Source organism: Pseudarthrobacter sp. NPDC092439 (assembly GCF_044754945.1).
Taxonomy (GTDB): domain Bacteria; phylum Actinomycetota; class Actinomycetes; order Actinomycetales; family Micrococcaceae; genus Arthrobacter.
The window spans coordinates 408,995-425,834 of sequence record NZ_JBIVQB010000002.1 but is presented as its reverse complement, the minus strand read 5'-3'; the positions used below and the strand labels follow the sequence as shown (position 1 = coordinate 425,834).

Below are 16,840 nucleotides of genomic sequence, written 5' to 3'. Positions count from 1 at the left end.
ACCATGACAAAAATCAGCAGAATCGAAACTTTCCTCGTGCGGCCACGCTGGCTGTTCGTGCGGATTGAGACTGAGTGCGGGATCGTCGGGTGGGGCGAAGCAACGTGCGAGGGCCGCAGCGAGACGGTACGCACCGCCGTCGAACAACTGGCAGAGCTCCTGGTGGGGAACGACGCGCTGCGGATCGAGGACCTGTGGCAGGTGATGACCAAGGGCTCTTTCTACCGCGGCGGCCCCATCCTTGCCAGCGCCGTGTCCGGGCTGGACCAGGCGCTGTGGGACATCTCCGGCAAGCATTTCAACACACCCGTTCACCAACTCCTGGGCGGGCACGTCCGCGACCGGATCCGGATGTACGGCTGGGTAGGCGGCGATGAACCCAACGAGGTGGCCGACCAGATCAGCGCGCAGCTCGACGTCGGACTCACTGCCGTCAAGATGAACGCGAGCGGCCGGATGAGCCCTATTGCCTCGGTGGCAGAGATCGACGGCGTCATCCGCCGGGTTGCCGCGGCCCGGGAAGTCCTTGGTGAGCACCGCGACGTTGCGGTCGACTTCCACGGCCGCTTCACCTTGGCCAACGCCCGCCGGGTGGCTCCCCTGCTGGAGCCCTACCGGCCGTTCTTCCTCGAGGAGCCGACGGTCCCCGAGAATACCCATTTGCTGAGGGAGTTGACCTCCGCCACCACCACGCCGGTGTCCACGGGGGAGCGGCTCTACAGCCGGCAGGAGTTTCTTCCTGCGCTGCAGGCCGGGATCGCCGTTGCACAGCCTGATCTGTCGCATGCGGGGGGCATCACGGAAGTCCGGAAGATTGCCTCGCTCGCTGAAATCTATGAGGTGCAGTTGGCCCCGCACTGCCCGCTTGGCCCGCTTGCCTTGGCTGCCTGCCTGCAGGTGGGCTTTGCCACCCCCAACTTCCTGATCCAGGAACAAAGCATCGGCATCCACTACAACCAGGGCGCTGAAGTCCTGGACTATGTGGTGGACAAGACCCCGCTGAAATTTGTCGACGGACACATCGAGCGGTTGACCGGACCGGGCCTGGGCATTGAAATCGACGAGGCGGCAGTCCGTGCCGCGGACAAGCGCGGGCACGCCTGGCGCGGCCCGGTCTGGCGACATGCGGACGGAGCATTTGCAGAATGGTGAGGGGCATGGGCGACGGGAACGCTTTGACGGAAGCGGCGGTTCTGGCCGGGCTGACCGGGGAGCGGCTGGTGGGCATCGTCCGCGGCACCAATGGCCCGGCCGCTGCCAAAGCGGCGCTGGCCGCCATGGAAGAGGGTTTCAGGTTCGTTGAAATCGCGTTGACAACGCCGGGAGCGCTCGAGGCCATCAGCGAGGTCCGGAGGAAAGCTCCGCCCGGGTGCTGCGTCGGAGCCGGAACTGTGATGAGCGAACAGGATGTGGACGCCGTCGCCGGCGCCGGTGGCCAGTTCATGGTGACGCCGTCCCTCGCCCCCTCCATCCGGGCCTCCGTGCAACGCGGATTCCCTGTCCTCGCGGGGGCGCTGACCCCGAGCGAAGCCTACGAGGCCATGGACCGGGGAGCCACCGCTGTCAAGCTGTTTCCGGCGTCCATTGGGGGTCCCCGCTACCTGAAAGCCATCCGGGAACCGTTCCCCGACATCCCGTTTATCGCCGTGGGCGGAGTGGGCCTTGAGGAAGCAACCGCTTATTGGGACGCGGGTGCCATAGCCATCGGGCTCGGCGGTCCGCTCTTCGGGGACGCAGGCTCCGGGGGAGATATGGCTCCCATGCGCGGACGGGCGCGTTCCTTCGTGAGCCTGGCGGCGGCTTTTTCCCGCGGGACTGCTTCTCCGGGCGCAAAGTGAGCGGCGGCGTCAGCCTCCTGACATTAGGTGAGTCGATGGTCTCACTGAGGTCCGCGGGGCCGCTGTCGGCCGGAGGCAAGCTGGCGATGCACGTTGCCGGCGCCGAATCGAACGTCGCTGTAGGGGTGGCGCGGCTAGGCCACAGCGTGGCCTGGGCCGGTGTGTTGGGTGACGATCCACACGGTGAATACATCCAGCGCCAACTGCGCTCGGAAGGAATCGACGTCCAATGCCGCATCGACCCGCAGAGGAGCACCGGCGTCATGTTCCTGGAGCAGCGCACCGCGGACGTCAGCAGGGCGTTCTACTATCGCGCACATTCCGCAGGCTCCGGCCTGGCGCCGGATGACGTGAAGCGGGGACTGGAATGCGGAGCGAAGGTCCTGCATCTCACAGGAATAACAGCCGCCCTGGGCAGTCAGGCACGCGACACGGCGGAGTATGCAGCCCGATTCGCGGCCGACAGCGGGGCAGTGGTCTCCCTGGACGTCAACTTCCGCAGCAAGCTGTGGTCACGCGCGGAAGCGCGCGAAGCGTTGACATCACTGGTCCGGCACGCCGGCATTGTTATCGCGTCTGACGACGAACTCGCGCTCGTGACCTCCGTCCAGCCTTCACAGGAGGACAGCGGGACGGTGGAAGCTGCCATGGCAGCGGAGCTTCTGGACGGCGGCCTCAGCGAAGTGGTGGTCAAGCGGGGCGCTGCCGGCGCCGGCGTATACACCAGGGGCGGCCACTGGGAGGTGCCGGCCGTTGCGGTGACCAGCAGGGACACCGTGGGCGCCGGTGACGCGTTTACGGCAGGCTACCTGTCCGCCCTGCTCGACGGCGAGGACGTCGCAGGGCGGTTGCAGCGGGGGGTGCTTACCGGAGCATTCGCCGTGAGTACCGCAGGCGACTGGGAAGGCCTGCCGCGCCGCGCAGAGCTGGGCCTGCTGACAGATCTGGCACGAGGCGCTACTCAGCGCTAAATCCCCGGGCCGCCGGCCCGACCCAAGCCCTCAGCTTCGGCCCACTGAAAGGATCAGCCGTGAAAATTATTGCCGCAGACGTGTTCGTCACGAGTCCCTCCCGAAACTTTGTCACTCTTCGGATTACCACCGAGGACGGGGTGACCGGTATTGGTGACGCCACGCTCAACGGTCGGGAGCTGGCCGTCGCTGCCTACCTGAAGGAGCATGTTGCGCAGCTGCTGATCGGCAAGGACCCGCACCGGATCGAGGACACCTGGCAGTTCCTGTACCGGTCCTCGTACTGGCGCCGCGGGCCGGTGACCATGGCCGCGATCGCCGCCGTCGACATGGCCCTATGGGACATCAAGGGCAAGATTGCCGGTCTTCCGGTCTACCAGCTGCTAGGTGGTGCGTCCCGGAACGGGTTGCGCGCCTACGGTCACGCTTCGGGCGCGGACATTCCTTCGCTGTTTGATTCAGTCCGCGAGCACCTGGAACTCGGGTACAAGTCCATTCGCATCCAGACGGCAGTCCCGGGCATCAAGGCCCTGTACGGTGTTGCCGCGCAGGCCCAGGCCTCCGGTGAACGCTACGACTACGAACCCGCAGGCCGCGGCGCGTTCCCGGTGGAGGAAGACTGGGACACCCGCGCCTACCTGCGCCACCTGCCTACCGTGTTCGAAGCGGTCCGGAACGAGTTCGGCCCGGAAATCCCGCTGCTGCACGACGGCCACCACCGCATGACCCCCATCCAGGCCGCGAAGCTGGGCAAGGCGCTGGAACCGTATGACCTCTTCTGGCTCGAGGACTGCACCCCGGCCGAGAACCAGGAGGCACTGCGCCTGGTCCGCCAGCACACCACCACCCCGCTGGCCATCGGTGAAATCTTCAACACCGTGTACGACTACCAGACCATCATCAAGGAACAGCTGATCGACTACGTCCGGGCAGCCTCCACCCACTTCGGCGGTATCTCGCCCCTGAAGAAGGTCATGGACTTCGCCGCGCAGTACCAGATCAAGTCCGGCTTCCACGGCCCCACCGACATCTCCCCGATCGGGTTCGCCGCCCAGCTCCACGTCGGCCTGGCCATCCACAACTACGGCATCCAGGAATACATGCAGCACTCGGACAAGACGAACGAGGTCTTCCACCAGACCATGACGTTCAAGGACGGCTACCTGCACCCCGGCGACGAGCCCGGCATCGGCGTCGAATTCAACGAGGAAGCCGCAGCAGCGTTTCCGTACCAGCAGGCCTACCTGCCCTACAACCGCCTCGTCGACGGCACAGTCCATGACTGGTAAGACGCAGGGAAGGCGAATCGTCAATGAGCGCTCAAACGGCAGGAGCCGGCTACCGGAACAAGACCAAAAACGCTGAGCCGGGATAGTCTTCACTAAGCAAACCTTCAGCGCACGGACGGGCACATCACAGTGGGACAGCACCAGACAGCAAGCTCCGGTACGAATGGAAAGGGCGGGCGGTGGCGCGCCTTCCATGACAAATTCGTCGTCGAGGAACGCTACATGGACCCCGACGACCGGAGGAGCCTCTACCGGGCTGCGGTAATCCTGGCGGTCACCGGTGTAGCGCTCTTTATTGCCACCCTTGTCAGTGTGCTCCAGGCGGACGGGCTTTCAGCCGCCGACGTCCCGGTCCGGGACTGGCTCCTGACGCTGCGGTCGGACACGCTTACCGCGGTGATGATTTTCCTGGCCATAGTCTTTGGCCCCATCGCGCTTCCCATCATCGTCCTGGTAGTTAACGTGGCGTGGGGGTTCCTTGCCAAGCACGCCTGGCGTCCCATTCTCCTGGCCGGGGCAATGCTCACGGGCGTCATCATCTCGCAGATCATCCTGCACATCGTCCGGCGCTCCCGGCCGCCGGTGGAACAGATGCTCTTCGGGATCGATCACACCTTCTCATTCCCGTCCGGGCATGTTCTGGGCGCCTGTGACTTCCTGCTGGTAGGAACTTTCCTGATCTTCTCGCGGCGTAAGAACAGCCGTGCCGCCGTGTTTGGCTTCATCGGGGCGGGCATCGGCATTGTGCTGGCCGCCCTGAGCCGGCTGTACCTGGGATACCACTGGCTCAGCGACGCCCTGGCTTCACTCTCGCTGTCGCTGGTGATCCTCGGCGGCGTGATTGCGCTGGACACCTGGCGCACTGCGCGCATCCCGGGCGAGCGGATCACCGGTGAGCTGTCCACTGCGGAAACGCCGAAGGACTGACCACCCGCCGTCGTCCGTTCTATTTCTGATGGCGCGACCTGGCCCGCTTCAATGCGCTGTGGAGCTTCGAGTTAGCCTCCTCAAGCTCCAGCACCTTGGCAACGCCGGCCAGGTTCAGCCCCTGGTCCAGCAGCTCGCCGATCCGCAGCAGCACCGCAACGTCGTCGTCGCTGTACTGGCGGGTGCCCCCGGATGTCCGCGACGGCGTCAGCAGGCCCTTCGTCTCGTAGAGCCTGATGTTCTGCTGCCCCGTGCCCGCGAGCTTGGCGGCCACGGAAATGGCATAAACGGCGCGCGCCGGTGAGGGCCGGCCGGCCCGGCCAGGTTCGTCTGTCATGGGGTCTCCAAAAATCGTGCGGCGGTATTGCTTCAGTTTCCCACGGGTGCTATAAAAAATCTATATCCATCACCATAGATTACGGGTGTGGATATGGCATAGATCCAGCACCCTAGAAGCTGAAGGAGTGGGAAATGATGTTGATGCGCACGGACCCGTTCCGTGAGCTGGACCGGCTCACGCAGCAGGTCTTCGGAACGGCCGCCCGGCCAGCTGCCATGCCCATGGATGCCTGGCAGGACAACGGCGAGTTCGTGGTGGCGTTTGACCTTCCGGGCGTCAAGCTGGACACCCTGGACCTCAATGTCGAACGCAACGTCCTGACCGTGCGGGCGGAACGCCAGGATCCAACGAAACCCGGCGTGGAACTGGTGGCATCGGAACGTCCGCGCGGCGTCTTCAGCCGCCAGCTGATCCTGGGCGACACCCTCAACACGGACAACATCAAGGCCAGCTACGACCAGGGCGTGCTCACCCTGCGCATCCCGGTGGCCGAGCAGGCCAAGCCGCGCAAGATCGAAATCGAAACCCGGCAGGGACAGATGCACGAGATCAACAAGTAGCAAATCCGCTCCGGGTGCGGGCCGCCCCCCCTTGCCCGCGCCCGGAACGGCCGTGCCGGCCCGGGAAGTTTCCATGACCTCCGTTCCTGACCACTACGCCGCACTGGGAGTCCGGCGGGACGCCGACGCCCAGGAAATCTCGCGCGCGTACCGGGCGCTGATGCGCAGCCATCACCCGGACATGGACAACGGACCGGTGCCGGAAGGCGAACTGCTGCGTATCATGCAGGCGTTCGACGTGCTGCGCGACCCGCAGCGCCGCGCCGCATACGACCAGCAGCTGGCCGCCCCGGCGGGCCAGCCCATCCCGGTCCGCAAGATGCGCCGCCGGCCGGATGAGGGGCCTTCAGGTCCCGTTATCAGGGTGACTCCCGTCCGCTGGGAAAGCGGCCCCTGGTCCTAGCAGGCTCCGAAGGAACACACCAATCAACAGCAAGGAGGCAGTGAGCCGAATGAGCGAATGGCGACGCTACGATTCACCCCTGATCCCGGCATTCCACGAGCGCTTCGAACAGCGGTGGGGCGAGGGAACAGCGCCCTTCCTCGACCCCGAAGCGCACGAACAGCCAATGCCCCGGGCCCAGTGGATCAACCCGGCCACCGGCGCTGCCCTGGCAGTGGTCCCGGTGTGGAGCAACGAGGAGCGCCAGCAGCGTTCCTTCGGCGTCTTCTACCTCCCGCCGGCCGGGGATATCTGGGTCCTGCGGCCCGGCTACACCGGCTACCTTGAACCGGCCGACGGCGAGACGGAGCACCTTGTGACGCTGCGGAACGACGCCTTCCGCAAGGCAGTGGCGCACGCCAAGGAGTTCCTCTTCGGATCCCAGTAGGGACGGCACGGCGGCGGGCGGCCAAGTGCTCGTCAGCGGCCGCCCGCTGTGCCATTCTGGGACGTACCTATCCAGCCGTCACAAGGGGCCATTCCATGCATATCACCGCCAAGGACCTCGCCGCCATCATCCCGCCGGGATTCACCCTGGGCGTGGCCACGGCGGCCTTCCAGATTGAAGGGGCCCTTGACGAGGACGGCCGCGGGCCCGCCGGATGGGATGTGTTCGCCGCCAGGCCGGGTGCCATCGTGGAGGACCACAGCCCCGCCGTTGCATGCGACCACTACCACCGCATGCCGCAGGATGTGGCACTGATGAAGCAGCTGGGAGTGGACTCCTACCGTTTTTCCTTCGCCTGGCCGCGGATCCAGCCGACAGGTCGCGGTGCGGTCAACCAGCCCGGCCTGGATTTCTATGACCGGCTCCTGGATGAACTGCTGGCCAGCGGCATCTCGCCAATGGCCACCATCTACCACTGGGACACACCCCTTCCCCTGGACGAGGAGGGCGGCTGGCTCAACCGTGACATGGCCTACCGGCTGGCCGAGTACGCCGGCATCCTGGCGGAGGCATTCGGCGACAGGGTGGCTCGGTGGGTGACCATCAACGAACCGGCAACGGTGAGCGCCAACGGCTACTCCCTGGGGCTGCACTCGCCCGGCAAGGAACTGCTGCTGGGCGCGTTCCCCACCGTGCACCACCAGCTGCTGGGCCACGGCCTTGCGGTGCAGGCCCTCCGCGCCGCCGGCGTGCCCGGTGAGATCGGCATGACCAACGTCTATTCGCCCATGGTGCCCAACTCCATCAACCCGCTGGACCGGATCAGCGCCGGCCTCATGGACCTGGCACAGAACCGGCTCTACGCCGACCCGGTGCTCACGGGCAAATACCCGGATGTGATCCGCGCGGCCAAGTTCTTCAGCACCTTTGAACACCCTGACGAGGACATGGAGATCATCTCGCAGCCCCTGGACTTCTACGGTCTGAACTATTACATGCCCACCAAGGTGGCCGTGGGACCGGGCGGCGGAGCCGTGCCCGCCAGCATGGCCGAAGCCATGGGCAGCGACCTCAGCGCGGCCGGCAACGGCGGAACCCCCTTCCATGTGGAGACGTGGCCGGAAGCCGACATCACGGCCTACGGCTGGCCCGTCAAGCCCGAGTACATGGCGGTGGCGCTAAAGGAGATGGGGGAGCGCTACCCCAACCTTCCGCCGGTCATCCTCACGGAGGGCGGCGCGAGCTTCGAGGACATCATCGTCCGGGACAAGTCCACCAACACCCGGTTTATCCCGGACGAGCGCCGGCTCAAGTACCTTTCGGACCACCTGGAAACCGCACTGCGGGCAACTGCCCCCGGCGGCGAGGCCGAATCGGTGGACCTGCGCGGCTACTACGTGTGGTCGCTGATGGACAATTTCGAATGGTCCGCCGGCTACAACCAGCCTTTCGGGCTCGTGCACCTGGATCACGAGACGCTCGAGCGGACTCCGAAGGCGTCCTATTTCTGGCTTCAGGAACTCATCGAGGAACGGGACCTTGCCGCCGCAGCGAATGCAGCCGTGGTCCGCGCCGCCGCGGGTGAGGAAGCGGCGGGCGAGATAGCAGCCAGCGCCTAAGGGTTAGAGCAGGCCCAGAGCGGACAGCTGCGTGGCCATGCCTGCACCGTCGGGGGAGTAGATCCACGGCACCTTGGACGTGGTGTGGTCCCCGTCCTCGGAGTGGCCGCCCGCGAAGACGGATTCGCTGATGGACAGCTGGCGGATGGCGATGGCGGCCACCTTGTCCGGGTACTCTGCGGCAAACCCGGAGTAGATGGCTTCGTCGTGCTGGCCGTTGTCACCTATCAGGAGCCAGCGCATCTCGGGGAATTCCCGGGAAAGCCGCTCGAGGTTCTTGTGCTTGTGGTCCTGCCCGCTGCGGAACCAGCGGTCCTGGGTCAGGCCCCAGTCGGTGAGCAGGAGCGCGCCGGCAGGGTACATGTTCCGGTTCAGGAACCGCGCCAGCGTGGGGACCGCATTCCAGGGCCCGGTGGACAGGTAGATGACGGGCGCGTCCGGGTGCTCGGCGGTGAGCCGGTCCAGCAGAACGGCCATGCCAGGGGTTGCCATGCGGGCACGCTCACTCAGGACGAACGTGTTCCACAGCGCCAGGAAAGGCCGGGGCAGGGCAGTGACCATGACCGTGTCGTCGATGTCCGAGACGATGCCGAACTTCACGTCGGGATCAATCACCCTGACCAGCGCCTCGGCGGGATCGGTTCCCTCGGCCTGGAGCACGGCGGTGTGCAGGCCCGGTTCCAGCCGGACATCCACCTCGGTGTCGATCAGCCCGCCACGGTCCGCCTGCACTCTGGTGACCACGTCCCCGATGGTGATGCTGACGTCCGTGAACTGCACCGGCACGCTGGTGAAGGCGCGCCAGCCGCGGACGTTCTGCGTTCCGTTGCGGGCGGCGTGTTCCGCGCGGCTTCCTGGCAGCGGCTTGCGGGTAAGCAGGACCCGGCCCAGGATGCGCACGCGCGTGGTGGAACCGTAGCCCTGGTAGGCGATGGTCTGTGGTTCGAACTTCCAGCGTTTGGCGAGCCGGATGCGCAGGGAGTTCACGGCGTCGGAAGTCCGGTGCGCGAGCCGGAACACCTGGTTGCCGGAGATCGCACGGGGATCGAAATCCGCGGCCGCGGGGGCCTGGGCTGCGGGAGAAGGCGCCGGCGGCGCATCCTGCGGGTGGTCCTGCGACGATTTCTGGGGAGCCGTGTCCATGGCTCCACTCTGCCACAGCGCGGCGATCGGCGCCGCTGATCCGGCACCGATGGTCCGGCCGCGGCCCTGCGCCGCTGACTCAGCCGGCACCGAGGATGCCGCGCAGGGTCCGGGCATTCCGCACGGCGTTGCCGCCGCCGTCGTTATTGAAATAGGCGTAAACGTCCACGCCCTGGCCGGACCACTCGCGGATGCGCTCAGCCCACCAGTGCAGGTCCGCGTCGGAGTACGACCCGCCGTAAAGGTGCTCGTGGTCCGGCCCATGCAGCCGGACGTAGGCGAAGGGAGCGGTGGTGCGCAGGATGCAGGGCAGGTTGGCGCCGCTCATGACGCAGTAGCCGGCCTCCCGGCGCTCAAGCAGGCGGAAAACTTCCGCGTCCTCCCAACTGGGATGCCGGAATTCCACTGCCACCCGGATCCACGGCGGTACCGCGGCCAGGAAGTAGTCGAGCCGGGCGTCGTCGCGGACCATTTGCGGCGGCAGCTGGACCAGGAGCACGGCGCGTTTGTCGCCGAGTTCGTGCCAGCACCGGCTGATCCGCTCCAGCCAGACCTCCGGCGCGTACAGCTTCTTGGCGTGGGTGAGGCCGCGGGGGGCCTTGACGGACATGGCGAACCCTGGCGGCAGGCGCCGGTTCCAGCTGGCGAACGACGCTTCCCGGGGCCAGCGGTAGAAGCTGGCGTTCAGTTCCACGGTGCTGAATTCGGCAACGTAGCGGGCCAGCCGGTCGCGGGCGGGCAGGCCCGGAGGGTAGAGGACGTTGTCCCAATGGTCATAGCTCCAGCCGGAGGTACCGATATGGACTCCCACCCCAGCAGGCTACACCTCCCATTTCCCCGCGGCTGTGGCAATGTTGGTCCATGGCGCGCATTGAGGATTATGCGGTAATCGGGGACCTCCAGACAGGTGCGCTGGTCAGCACGGAAGGCTCCATCGACTGGCTCTGCCTGCCGCGCTTCGACTCGCCTGCCTGCTTCAGCGCACTCGTGGACACGCCCGAGGCCGGCCGTTGGCTCATCGCGCCCGAAGGCGGCGGACCATGCACCCGGCGGCAGTACCGGGGCGGCACCCTCGTGCTGGAAACCGAGTGGGAAACCCCGGACGGGGCCGTCCGGGTCATCGACTTCATGCCGCCCAGGGACCGGGTGGCGGATGTGGTCCGCATCGTGGAGGGCATCACCGGGACCGTGCGGATGCGGTCCGAACTGGTGCTGCGCTTCGACTACGGGCACATCGTCCCCTGGGTGCGGCGGGATGAATTCGGCCTGCACGCCATTGCCGGCCCGGACGCCGTCTACTTTGCCACCCGGGCCCCGCTGCACGGCGAGAACATGCACACCACCAGCGATTTCAGCGTCAGTGCCGGGGAGCGCGTGCCGTTCGTGCTCACGTGGGCGCCCAGCCACGTGGGGCGTCCGCAGACCGTGGACGCGGAGGAGGTCCTCGGAACCACCTACGCCTTCTGGCGCGGCTGGGCCTCCCAATGCACTGTCAAAGGCAAGTACCAGGAGGCCGTGGTCCGTTCGCTGGTCACCCTGAAAGCCCTGACTTACGGGCCTACGGGCGGGATAGTCGCGGCCGTAACCACGTCCCTCCCGGAGCAGCCGGGCGGGCCGCGCAACTGGGATTACCGCTACTGCTGGCTGCGCGACGCCGCGATGACGCTCCAGGCTCTCCTGGCCGCCGGCTATACGGCGGAAGCCGGGGCCTGGCGGGACTGGCTCCTCCGGGCAGTGGCGGGCGACCCCGCCGACCTGCAGATCATGTACGGCATCCATGGGGAGCGCCGGCTGCCTGAGATGGAGCTGCCTTGGCTTCGCGGTTACGAGGGGTCCGTGCCGGTGCGGATCGGCAACGGGGCGGTGGACCAGCTGCAGCTGGACGTCTGGGGTGAGGTCCTGGACTGCCTCGCTCTGACGCGGAATTCGCTCCTGAAGCACACGGACGAGGCGTGGGACCTGCAGGTTGTCCTGATGCAGCACCTGGAGACCATCTGGGACAAACCGGACAACGGGCTATGGGAGATGCGCGGACCGCGGCGGCACTTTACGCATTCGAAGGTGATGGCCTGGGTGGCGGCGGACCGCATGGTCAAGGGCGTCCGCGAGTCCGGACTGCCCGGTCCGGTGGAGCGCTGGGAAGCGCTGCGGGACACGATTCATGCGGACGTGATGGCCAACGGCTTCGACCCGGTGCGCAACACCTTTGTCCAGTCCTACGGCCGGCCCGAGCTCGATGCCAGTTTGCTCCTGGTCCCCCGCGTGGGATTTCTACCGCCGGACGATCCGCGCGTGGTGGGTACCATCGATGCGATCCAGCGGGAGCTGACGGAGGACGGGTTCGTCCTGCGGTACCGTCCGGCAGAGAGCGACGACGGCCTGCCGGGCGACGAGGGCGTTTTCCTCGCGTGCTCCTTCTGGCTGGTGGAGGCGCTGCTGGGCGCCGGCAGGCACCAGGAGGCGCAGGAGCTTTTCGAGCGGCTCCTCGAACTGCGCAACGACGTGGGGCTGCTGAGTGAAGAGTGGGGCGTGCGGGCCGGCCGCCAGTTAGGTAACACGCCGCAGGCTTTCAGCCATTTCGCGCTTGTGACTAGCGCGCTGGAGCTTCATCAGGATACGGTGCGCCGGAGCGACACCCCGATCCCGCCGGAGGGTAGGCCGGAGGAACGGGTTGCCCCGGATTCCCGGGGGATTTGAGAGTGAGCTTTTCCTTCCCGGAATAAGTAAGTACACTTACTAATACTTCCATGGAGCGCCCCTGGTGTCCGTGGCTGACTGAGGAGTGATGGCAATGGCCGGATATTTTGAGCTGGTGGATGCGCCCGATGGCGGGTACCGGGTCCGCATGGTCGACGGTGCCGGGGATCTGATGGCCATCTCGGTCACCTTTCCCACCAAGCGCGCCGCTGTGGCGGGCGTGGCCCTGGCGCGGGAGATTGCCGGGACCGGGCTGATCCGGGACCGCAGCCACGACGGCAATGGGACTGTCATCCGTGAGCGCGTCCGCCCGGTCAGTTCAGCCAAAGAAGAGGCTGCCCGGCACAAGAAGGCGCCGGAGGCACGCCGGGCGGCGATCAGTTGAGCCCGCGCCCCGGAAGGCCTGATGGATCCGTGCCGCCTGGCACCCGCCGCCGTGGGGTGTTGTTCGACGTTGACGGGACGCTGATTGACTCGTCCTACATACACACCATTTCTTGGTGGGGCGCCTTCCGCCAGCATGGCTACGACGTTCCCATGGCCCGGATCCACCGCTGCGTGGGCATGGGCGGGGACCGCTTGGTGGACAGCCTGCTCCCGCCCGGCCGCGACCGCGATGTGGACCAGGAGGTCCTCTCCAGCCACTCAGCCCTCTACGCTTCCCACTGGCCCGGGCTGCGTGCCTTTGCGGGCGCCAAGGACCTCCTGGTCCAGTGCCACGCGTCCGGGCTTGCGGTGGCACTGGCCTCTTCTGCACGCGAACGCGACCTGCAGGCCATGCGGGAGATCCTTGGCGCCGACGCCGCCATTGACGCCGCCACCAGCGCCAATGACGCGAAGGAAAGCAAGCCTGCCCCTGACATCCTGGTGGCCGCCCTTGAGGCGGTCGACGTGGAGGCTGCGGACGCAGTGTACGTGGGGGATGCCGTCTGGGACATGCAGGCCGCTGCCGCCTTGGGCATTCCCGCCATAGGGGTCACGTGCGGCGGCATCAGCGCCGCCGAACTGCGGGACGCCGGGGCTGCGGAAGTCTACGAGGGGCCCCGGGAGCTCTTGGCCAACCTGACCTCAAGCGCCATCGGGCGGCTGTTGGACGCTACCGAAGCGGGCCATCGCTGACCGTTCCGGCTGCCGGATCGCCAGGTTTGAGCCAGGACACCACTACCTTGACCGAGCCGTCGTCGTTGCGGTCAACGTCCGTGTGGATGTCGGTGAGGCTGGCGCCCATCTCGACGATGCGCGCCCTGTAGGTATCAACGAGCTGTTCGAGACTGGTCTCGCTCCACTCTCCCGGCCGCATGCGGGTGGAGATTTCAACCGGTTCCGGCTGGTACAGCGACATGGTGGACCTCTTTCACTCGACTTGGCCGGGCTCTGTCCCTCCCTACGCTAGAAGCCGCGTGCGTCTCCCACAAGACTTTCATCAGCATACTTACTTTTTTCCGGCTTTCCCGCTAGCGTCGAATGAGGGCCGTTGCCGGCCCCCGATAACAGAGGACCCCGGCGGAAGGAACACCGTGAAAGCACTGACATGGCAAGGAAAGCGCTCGGTCACCGTGGCGGAAGTACCGGACCCTGTGATCCAGGAGCCGACCGACGCCATCGTACGGATCACGTCCACGGCCGTCTGCGGATCCGACCTGCACTTGTACGAGGTGTTGGGCGCGTACATGCACAAGGGCGACGTGCTCGGCCATGAACCAATGGGCATCGTGGAAGAGGTGGGAAGCGCCGTCACCAACCTTCGCAAGGGCGACAGGGTGGTTGTTCCCTTTAACATTTCCTGCGGCCACTGTCACATGTGCAGCCAGGGCCTGCAGTCGCAGTGCGAAACCACGCAGGTCAAGAGCAAGGGTTCCGGCGCTGCGCTCTTCGGCTTCTCGGAGTTGTACGGTTCGGTTCCCGGTGGCCAGGCGGAGTACCTGCGCGTACCGCATGCGGATTACGGGCCGGTGAAGGTGGGCACGGAATTGCCGGATGAGCGCTACCTTTTCCTCTCCGACATTCTTCCCACCGCCTGGCAGGGGGTGGAATATGCGGATGTCCAGCCGGGAGGCACCCTGGCAGTGTTCGGACTGGGGCCCGTGGGGCAGTTTGCCAGCCGGATCGGCGTGCAGCGGGGACTGCGGGTCATCGGGGTGGATCCGGTCCCAGAGCGGCGGGAAATGGCTGCCCGCCACGGGGTGGAAACCCTCGATTACGCAAAGGGCGTTGCGGACGAAGTGCGGGAGCTGACGGCCGGAAGGGGTGCGGACGCAGTGGTTGACGCCGTCGGAATGGAAGCCCACGGTTCCCCGGTGGCAGGCTTTGCCCACCAGGCGCTGGGCCTCCTGCCTGACAAGCTGGCACAGAAAGCCATGGAGACCGCGGGTGTGGACAAACTCGCCGCCCTCCACACGTCCATCGACGCCGTCCGGCGCGGCGGAACCTTGTCCCTGAGCGGCGTGTACGGCGGCCAGGCCAGCCCCATGCCCATGCTGACCATGTTCGACAAGCAACTCCAGGTCCGCATGGGGCAGTGCAACGTCCGGCGCTGGACCGACGACATCCTGCCGCTGGTGGAGGACGACGCCGACCCGTTGGGTGTGATGGATCTGGTCACCCACCGTTCGGGGCTGGACGGGGCGCCTGCCCTGTACGAGAAGTTCCAGAAGAAAGAAGACGGCTGCATCAAGGTGGTCCTGAACCCCTAGTCTGCCGGACCCCCCTGGTCCGAGGGGTTCAGGAGCCGGGATGCTTTCCGGCCCAGGGATCATAGTCGGCGATGAGCTGCTCCTGGGCCGGCCTGTCCGGTTCCGGGACGTGCTGCAGGTTCACCCTGACCCGGTACCAGAGCGAACTCGATCCGCGCATGCCGTCCACCAGGACATCGGCCGGGGTGAGGGAAGGGACCACGTCCCGGTGCCGGGACTTCCACTCCTCGAGGGCGGCGAGGGCTTCCGGCTTCGTTTTGGTCCGGGCAACCTCGATCAGGGGCATGACTGACCGCCGGCGGCCCGAACCGTCCCCCGTGCGCGGGGCTTTCTCCGCCGGGCCCAACTCCGCGGCAAGGGCCAGCAGTCCATCCAGCCGACCGGCGGCGTCGTCGATTCCCCGGTGCGGGTCGCCGGAATCCGCGAACCGGCGCAACACCGTGGACACCGTGAACTGCTCCGGCCGGACGGAACGGACCTCTTCCCAGGTGAGCGGCGTGGACACGCGGGCATCGGGCAGGGCCCGGACGGAGTATGCCGAGGCCACGGTGCGGTCCTTGGCGTTCTGGTTGAAATCGACGAACACGCTTTCGCCGCGTTCCTCCTTCCACCACCGCGCCGTGGCCAGGCCCGGGGCCCGGTTCTCCACCTCGCGGGCCAGGGTTTCGGCAGCGAGCCGGACGTCCCGGTAGGACCACTGCGGCGCGATCCGGACCAGGATGTGCAGGCCGCGGGAGCCGCTTGTCTTGGGCCAGCCCACCAGCCCGGTCTCTGCCAGCACGTCCCGGGCAGCGTAAGCGGTGTCGACGATCCGGGCCCATTCCACCCCCGGCATGGGGTCCAGGTCCACCCGCAGTTCGTCGGGATGCTCCAGGTCCTCGGCGCGCACCGGGTGCGGATTCAGGTCCAGGCATCCCAGGTTCACCACCCACGCCAGGCCCGCGGCGTCGCGGATGACGGCCTCCTCGGCGGACGTGCCGGACGCGTACTGCAGCGTTGCCGTGCCGATGAAGTCCGGATGGTTCTCCGGCACCCGCTTCTGGAAGAAGGGCTCCGCACCGATCCCTTTGGGAAACCGTTTGAGCACCATGGGGCGCCCGCCTGCCCCGCGCAGCGCACCCTCCGCCACCGCGAGGTAATAGCGCACCAGGTCCAGCTTGGTCAGGCCGGCCTCGGGAAACACCATCTTGTCCGGACTTGAGATGCGGACCTCATGGCCGTCAACGTCGAGGATCTGCGCCGGTGCCTTGGACGGGTTCATGCGGCCACGTTAGGTGCTAATCTCGATTCTGCCAACGGCGGGCACCCACGTGGGAAGCTATCTACCAGGCGCAACTGAACCTTCAACAGCACAACGCTGAAGCCTGGCTCACCGTCGCACCTGGTTCCACCGGGCTGCGCCCGCCCGGCTTCGGCGCAAGGGAGTCGCATCATGAGCACCACCGCCACCGACGAACAGTTCCTGGCCCGGGCCGTCCGGCTGGCCACGGCCAACGTCCTGAACAACGGCGGGCCGTTCGGCGCCACGGTTGTCACCGCGGACGGGAAAGCGTTCGACGGCGTCAACCGGGTCACCGCGGACAACGACCCCACAGCCCACGCCGAGGTCACCGCGATCCGGACCGCCTGCCGCGAACTGGGAACTTTCGACCTCACGGGCGCCGTCCTCTACAGCAGCTGCGAGCCCTGCCCCATGTGCCTGGCGTCGGCGCTCTGGGCCCGGATCGGCAAAGTGGTCTACGCCGCGGACCGGCACGACGCCGCCTCCGCCGGCTTTGACGACGCCGTGTTCTACGAGTACTTCCAGAACCCGGACCGCGGCACCCTGATGGCTGTGTCCCGGCTGGAACTCGCGGGCCCTCCCTCGCCGGCACCGCTGGAACCCTTTACTGCCTGGAACGCCATGGAGGACCGTACCGATTACTGACGTGCC

At 66.7% G+C, this 16,840-nt stretch carries 19 protein-coding genes; 14 read left to right on the top strand and 5 right to left on the bottom strand.

Going from position 1 to position 16,840, the window contains the following annotated elements:
* Nucleotides 1-3 precede the first annotated feature (3 nt).
* The 5 genes from dgoD to ACIQCM_RS06840 all read left to right on the top strand — a co-directional run bounded on the left by dgoD (nt 4) and on the right by ACIQCM_RS06840 (nt 5,025).
* The gene (gene dgoD / locus ACIQCM_RS06860) at nt 4-1,152 is read left to right on the top strand and encodes a galactonate dehydratase (protein ID WP_400605005.1); all 1,149 of its coding nucleotides are present in this window, start codon (nt 4-6) and stop codon (nt 1,150-1,152) included.
* Nucleotides 1,153-1,157: 5 nt separating this feature from the next.
* Nucleotides 1,158-1,838, top strand: coding sequence for a bifunctional 4-hydroxy-2-oxoglutarate aldolase/2-dehydro-3-deoxy-phosphogluconate aldolase (locus ACIQCM_RS06855; protein WP_400605003.1), 681 nt, complete (start codon nt 1,158-1,160; stop codon nt 1,836-1,838).
* A gap of 35 nt (nt 1,839-1,873) precedes the next feature.
* Nucleotides 1,874-2,809 (top strand): sugar kinase, encoded by a 936-nt coding sequence (locus ACIQCM_RS06850; RefSeq protein WP_400605001.1) that lies wholly within the window; start codon nt 1,874-1,876, stop codon nt 2,807-2,809.
* A gap of 59 nt (nt 2,810-2,868) precedes the next feature.
* Nucleotides 2,869-4,098: a D-mannonate dehydratase ManD gene (manD, locus tag ACIQCM_RS06845; protein ID WP_400604999.1), complete on the top strand. Its 1,230-nt coding sequence runs from the start codon at nt 2,869-2,871 to the stop codon at nt 4,096-4,098.
* A gap of 222 nt (nt 4,099-4,320) precedes the next feature.
* Complete coding sequence (locus ACIQCM_RS06840) at nt 4,321-5,025, top strand: phosphatase PAP2 family protein (protein WP_400604997.1); 705 nt, start codon at nt 4,321-4,323, stop codon at nt 5,023-5,025.
* A gap of 19 nt (nt 5,026-5,044) precedes the next feature.
* Here ACIQCM_RS06840 and ACIQCM_RS06835 read toward each other — a convergent pair whose 3' ends face one another.
* Entirely contained in the window at nt 5,045-5,362 is a 318-nt protein-coding gene (locus tag ACIQCM_RS06835) for a MerR family transcriptional regulator (RefSeq protein ID WP_400604996.1), read from the bottom strand.
* A 137-nt stretch (nt 5,363-5,499) separates the two neighbouring features.
* Here ACIQCM_RS06835 and ACIQCM_RS06830 point away from each other — a divergent pair, with 137 nt between their 5' ends.
* The 4 genes from ACIQCM_RS06830 to ACIQCM_RS06815 all read left to right on the top strand — a co-directional run bounded on the left by ACIQCM_RS06830 (nt 5,500) and on the right by ACIQCM_RS06815 (nt 8,374).
* On the top strand, nt 5,500-5,925 hold the full coding sequence (locus tag ACIQCM_RS06830; protein ID WP_400605456.1) for an Hsp20/alpha crystallin family protein: 426 nt from the start codon (nt 5,500-5,502) through the stop codon (nt 5,923-5,925).
* 73 nt (nt 5,926-5,998) lie between these two features.
* Nucleotides 5,999-6,328, top strand: a complete 330-nt coding sequence (locus ACIQCM_RS06825) for a J domain-containing protein (protein ID WP_400604994.1) — start codon at nt 5,999-6,001, stop codon at nt 6,326-6,328.
* 49 nt (nt 6,329-6,377) lie between these two features.
* Nucleotides 6,378-6,755 carry a hypothetical protein gene (locus tag ACIQCM_RS06820; protein ID WP_400604993.1) on the top strand — a complete coding sequence of 126 codons (378 nt, stop codon included), beginning with the start codon at nt 6,378-6,380 and terminating at the stop codon, nt 6,753-6,755.
* A gap of 95 nt (nt 6,756-6,850) precedes the next feature.
* Nucleotides 6,851-8,374 (top strand): glycoside hydrolase family 1 protein, encoded by a 1,524-nt coding sequence (locus ACIQCM_RS06815; RefSeq protein ID WP_400604991.1) that lies wholly within the window; start codon nt 6,851-6,853, stop codon nt 8,372-8,374.
* A 3-nt stretch (nt 8,375-8,377) separates the two neighbouring features.
* On the opposite strand, the gene ACIQCM_RS06810 is transcribed toward ACIQCM_RS06815, so the two are convergent.
* A complete protein-coding gene (locus tag ACIQCM_RS06810) occupies nt 8,378-9,634 on the bottom strand; it encodes an App1 family protein (protein WP_400604989.1) in 1,257 nt (418 codons plus the stop codon).
* Nucleotides 9,597-10,328 carry a DUF72 domain-containing protein gene (locus ACIQCM_RS06805; RefSeq protein ID WP_400604987.1) on the bottom strand — a complete coding sequence of 244 codons (732 nt, stop codon included), beginning with the start codon at nt 10,326-10,328 and terminating at the stop codon, nt 9,597-9,599. Before ACIQCM_RS06805 ends, ACIQCM_RS06810 begins: the two co-directional genes overlap by 38 nt.
* A gap of 50 nt (nt 10,329-10,378) precedes the next feature.
* Here ACIQCM_RS06805 and ACIQCM_RS06800 point away from each other — a divergent pair, with 50 nt between their 5' ends.
* The 3 genes from ACIQCM_RS06800 to ACIQCM_RS06790 all read left to right on the top strand — a co-directional run bounded on the left by ACIQCM_RS06800 (nt 10,379) and on the right by ACIQCM_RS06790 (nt 13,333).
* Nucleotides 10,379-12,214 carry a glycoside hydrolase family 15 protein gene (locus ACIQCM_RS06800; protein ID WP_400604985.1) on the top strand — a complete coding sequence of 612 codons (1,836 nt, stop codon included), beginning with the start codon at nt 10,379-10,381 and terminating at the stop codon, nt 12,212-12,214.
* Nucleotides 12,215-12,308: 94 nt separating this feature from the next.
* The gene (locus ACIQCM_RS06795) at nt 12,309-12,599 is read left to right on the top strand and encodes a hypothetical protein (RefSeq protein ID WP_400604983.1); all 291 of its coding nucleotides are present in this window, start codon (nt 12,309-12,311) and stop codon (nt 12,597-12,599) included.
* Between the two features lie 29 nt (nt 12,600-12,628).
* Nucleotides 12,629-13,333, top strand: coding sequence for an HAD family hydrolase (locus ACIQCM_RS06790; protein WP_400604982.1), 705 nt, complete (start codon nt 12,629-12,631; stop codon nt 13,331-13,333).
* Here the strand turns inward: ACIQCM_RS06790 and ACIQCM_RS06785 are convergent.
* A complete protein-coding gene (locus ACIQCM_RS06785) occupies nt 13,311-13,556 on the bottom strand; it encodes a hypothetical protein (protein ID WP_400604980.1) in 246 nt (81 codons plus the stop codon). The two genes, ACIQCM_RS06790 and ACIQCM_RS06785, sit on opposite strands and share 23 nt — an antisense overlap.
* A gap of 175 nt (nt 13,557-13,731) precedes the next feature.
* Between ACIQCM_RS06785 and ACIQCM_RS06780 the strand changes: the two genes are divergently transcribed.
* Nucleotides 13,732-14,907, top strand: coding sequence for a zinc-dependent alcohol dehydrogenase (locus tag ACIQCM_RS06780; RefSeq protein ID WP_400604978.1), 1,176 nt, complete (start codon nt 13,732-13,734; stop codon nt 14,905-14,907).
* A 28-nt stretch (nt 14,908-14,935) separates the two neighbouring features.
* Here the strand turns inward: ACIQCM_RS06780 and ligD are convergent, their stop codons facing one another.
* A complete protein-coding gene (gene ligD / locus ACIQCM_RS06775) occupies nt 14,936-16,168 on the bottom strand; it encodes a non-homologous end-joining DNA ligase (RefSeq protein ID WP_400604976.1) in 1,233 nt (410 codons plus the stop codon).
* Between the two features lie 171 nt (nt 16,169-16,339).
* Between ligD and ACIQCM_RS06770 the strand changes: the two genes are divergently transcribed.
* The gene (locus ACIQCM_RS06770; RefSeq protein WP_400604975.1) at nt 16,340-16,834 is read left to right on the top strand and encodes a nucleoside deaminase; all 495 of its coding nucleotides are present in this window, start codon (nt 16,340-16,342) and stop codon (nt 16,832-16,834) included.
* Nucleotides 16,835-16,840: the final 6 nt, after the last annotated feature.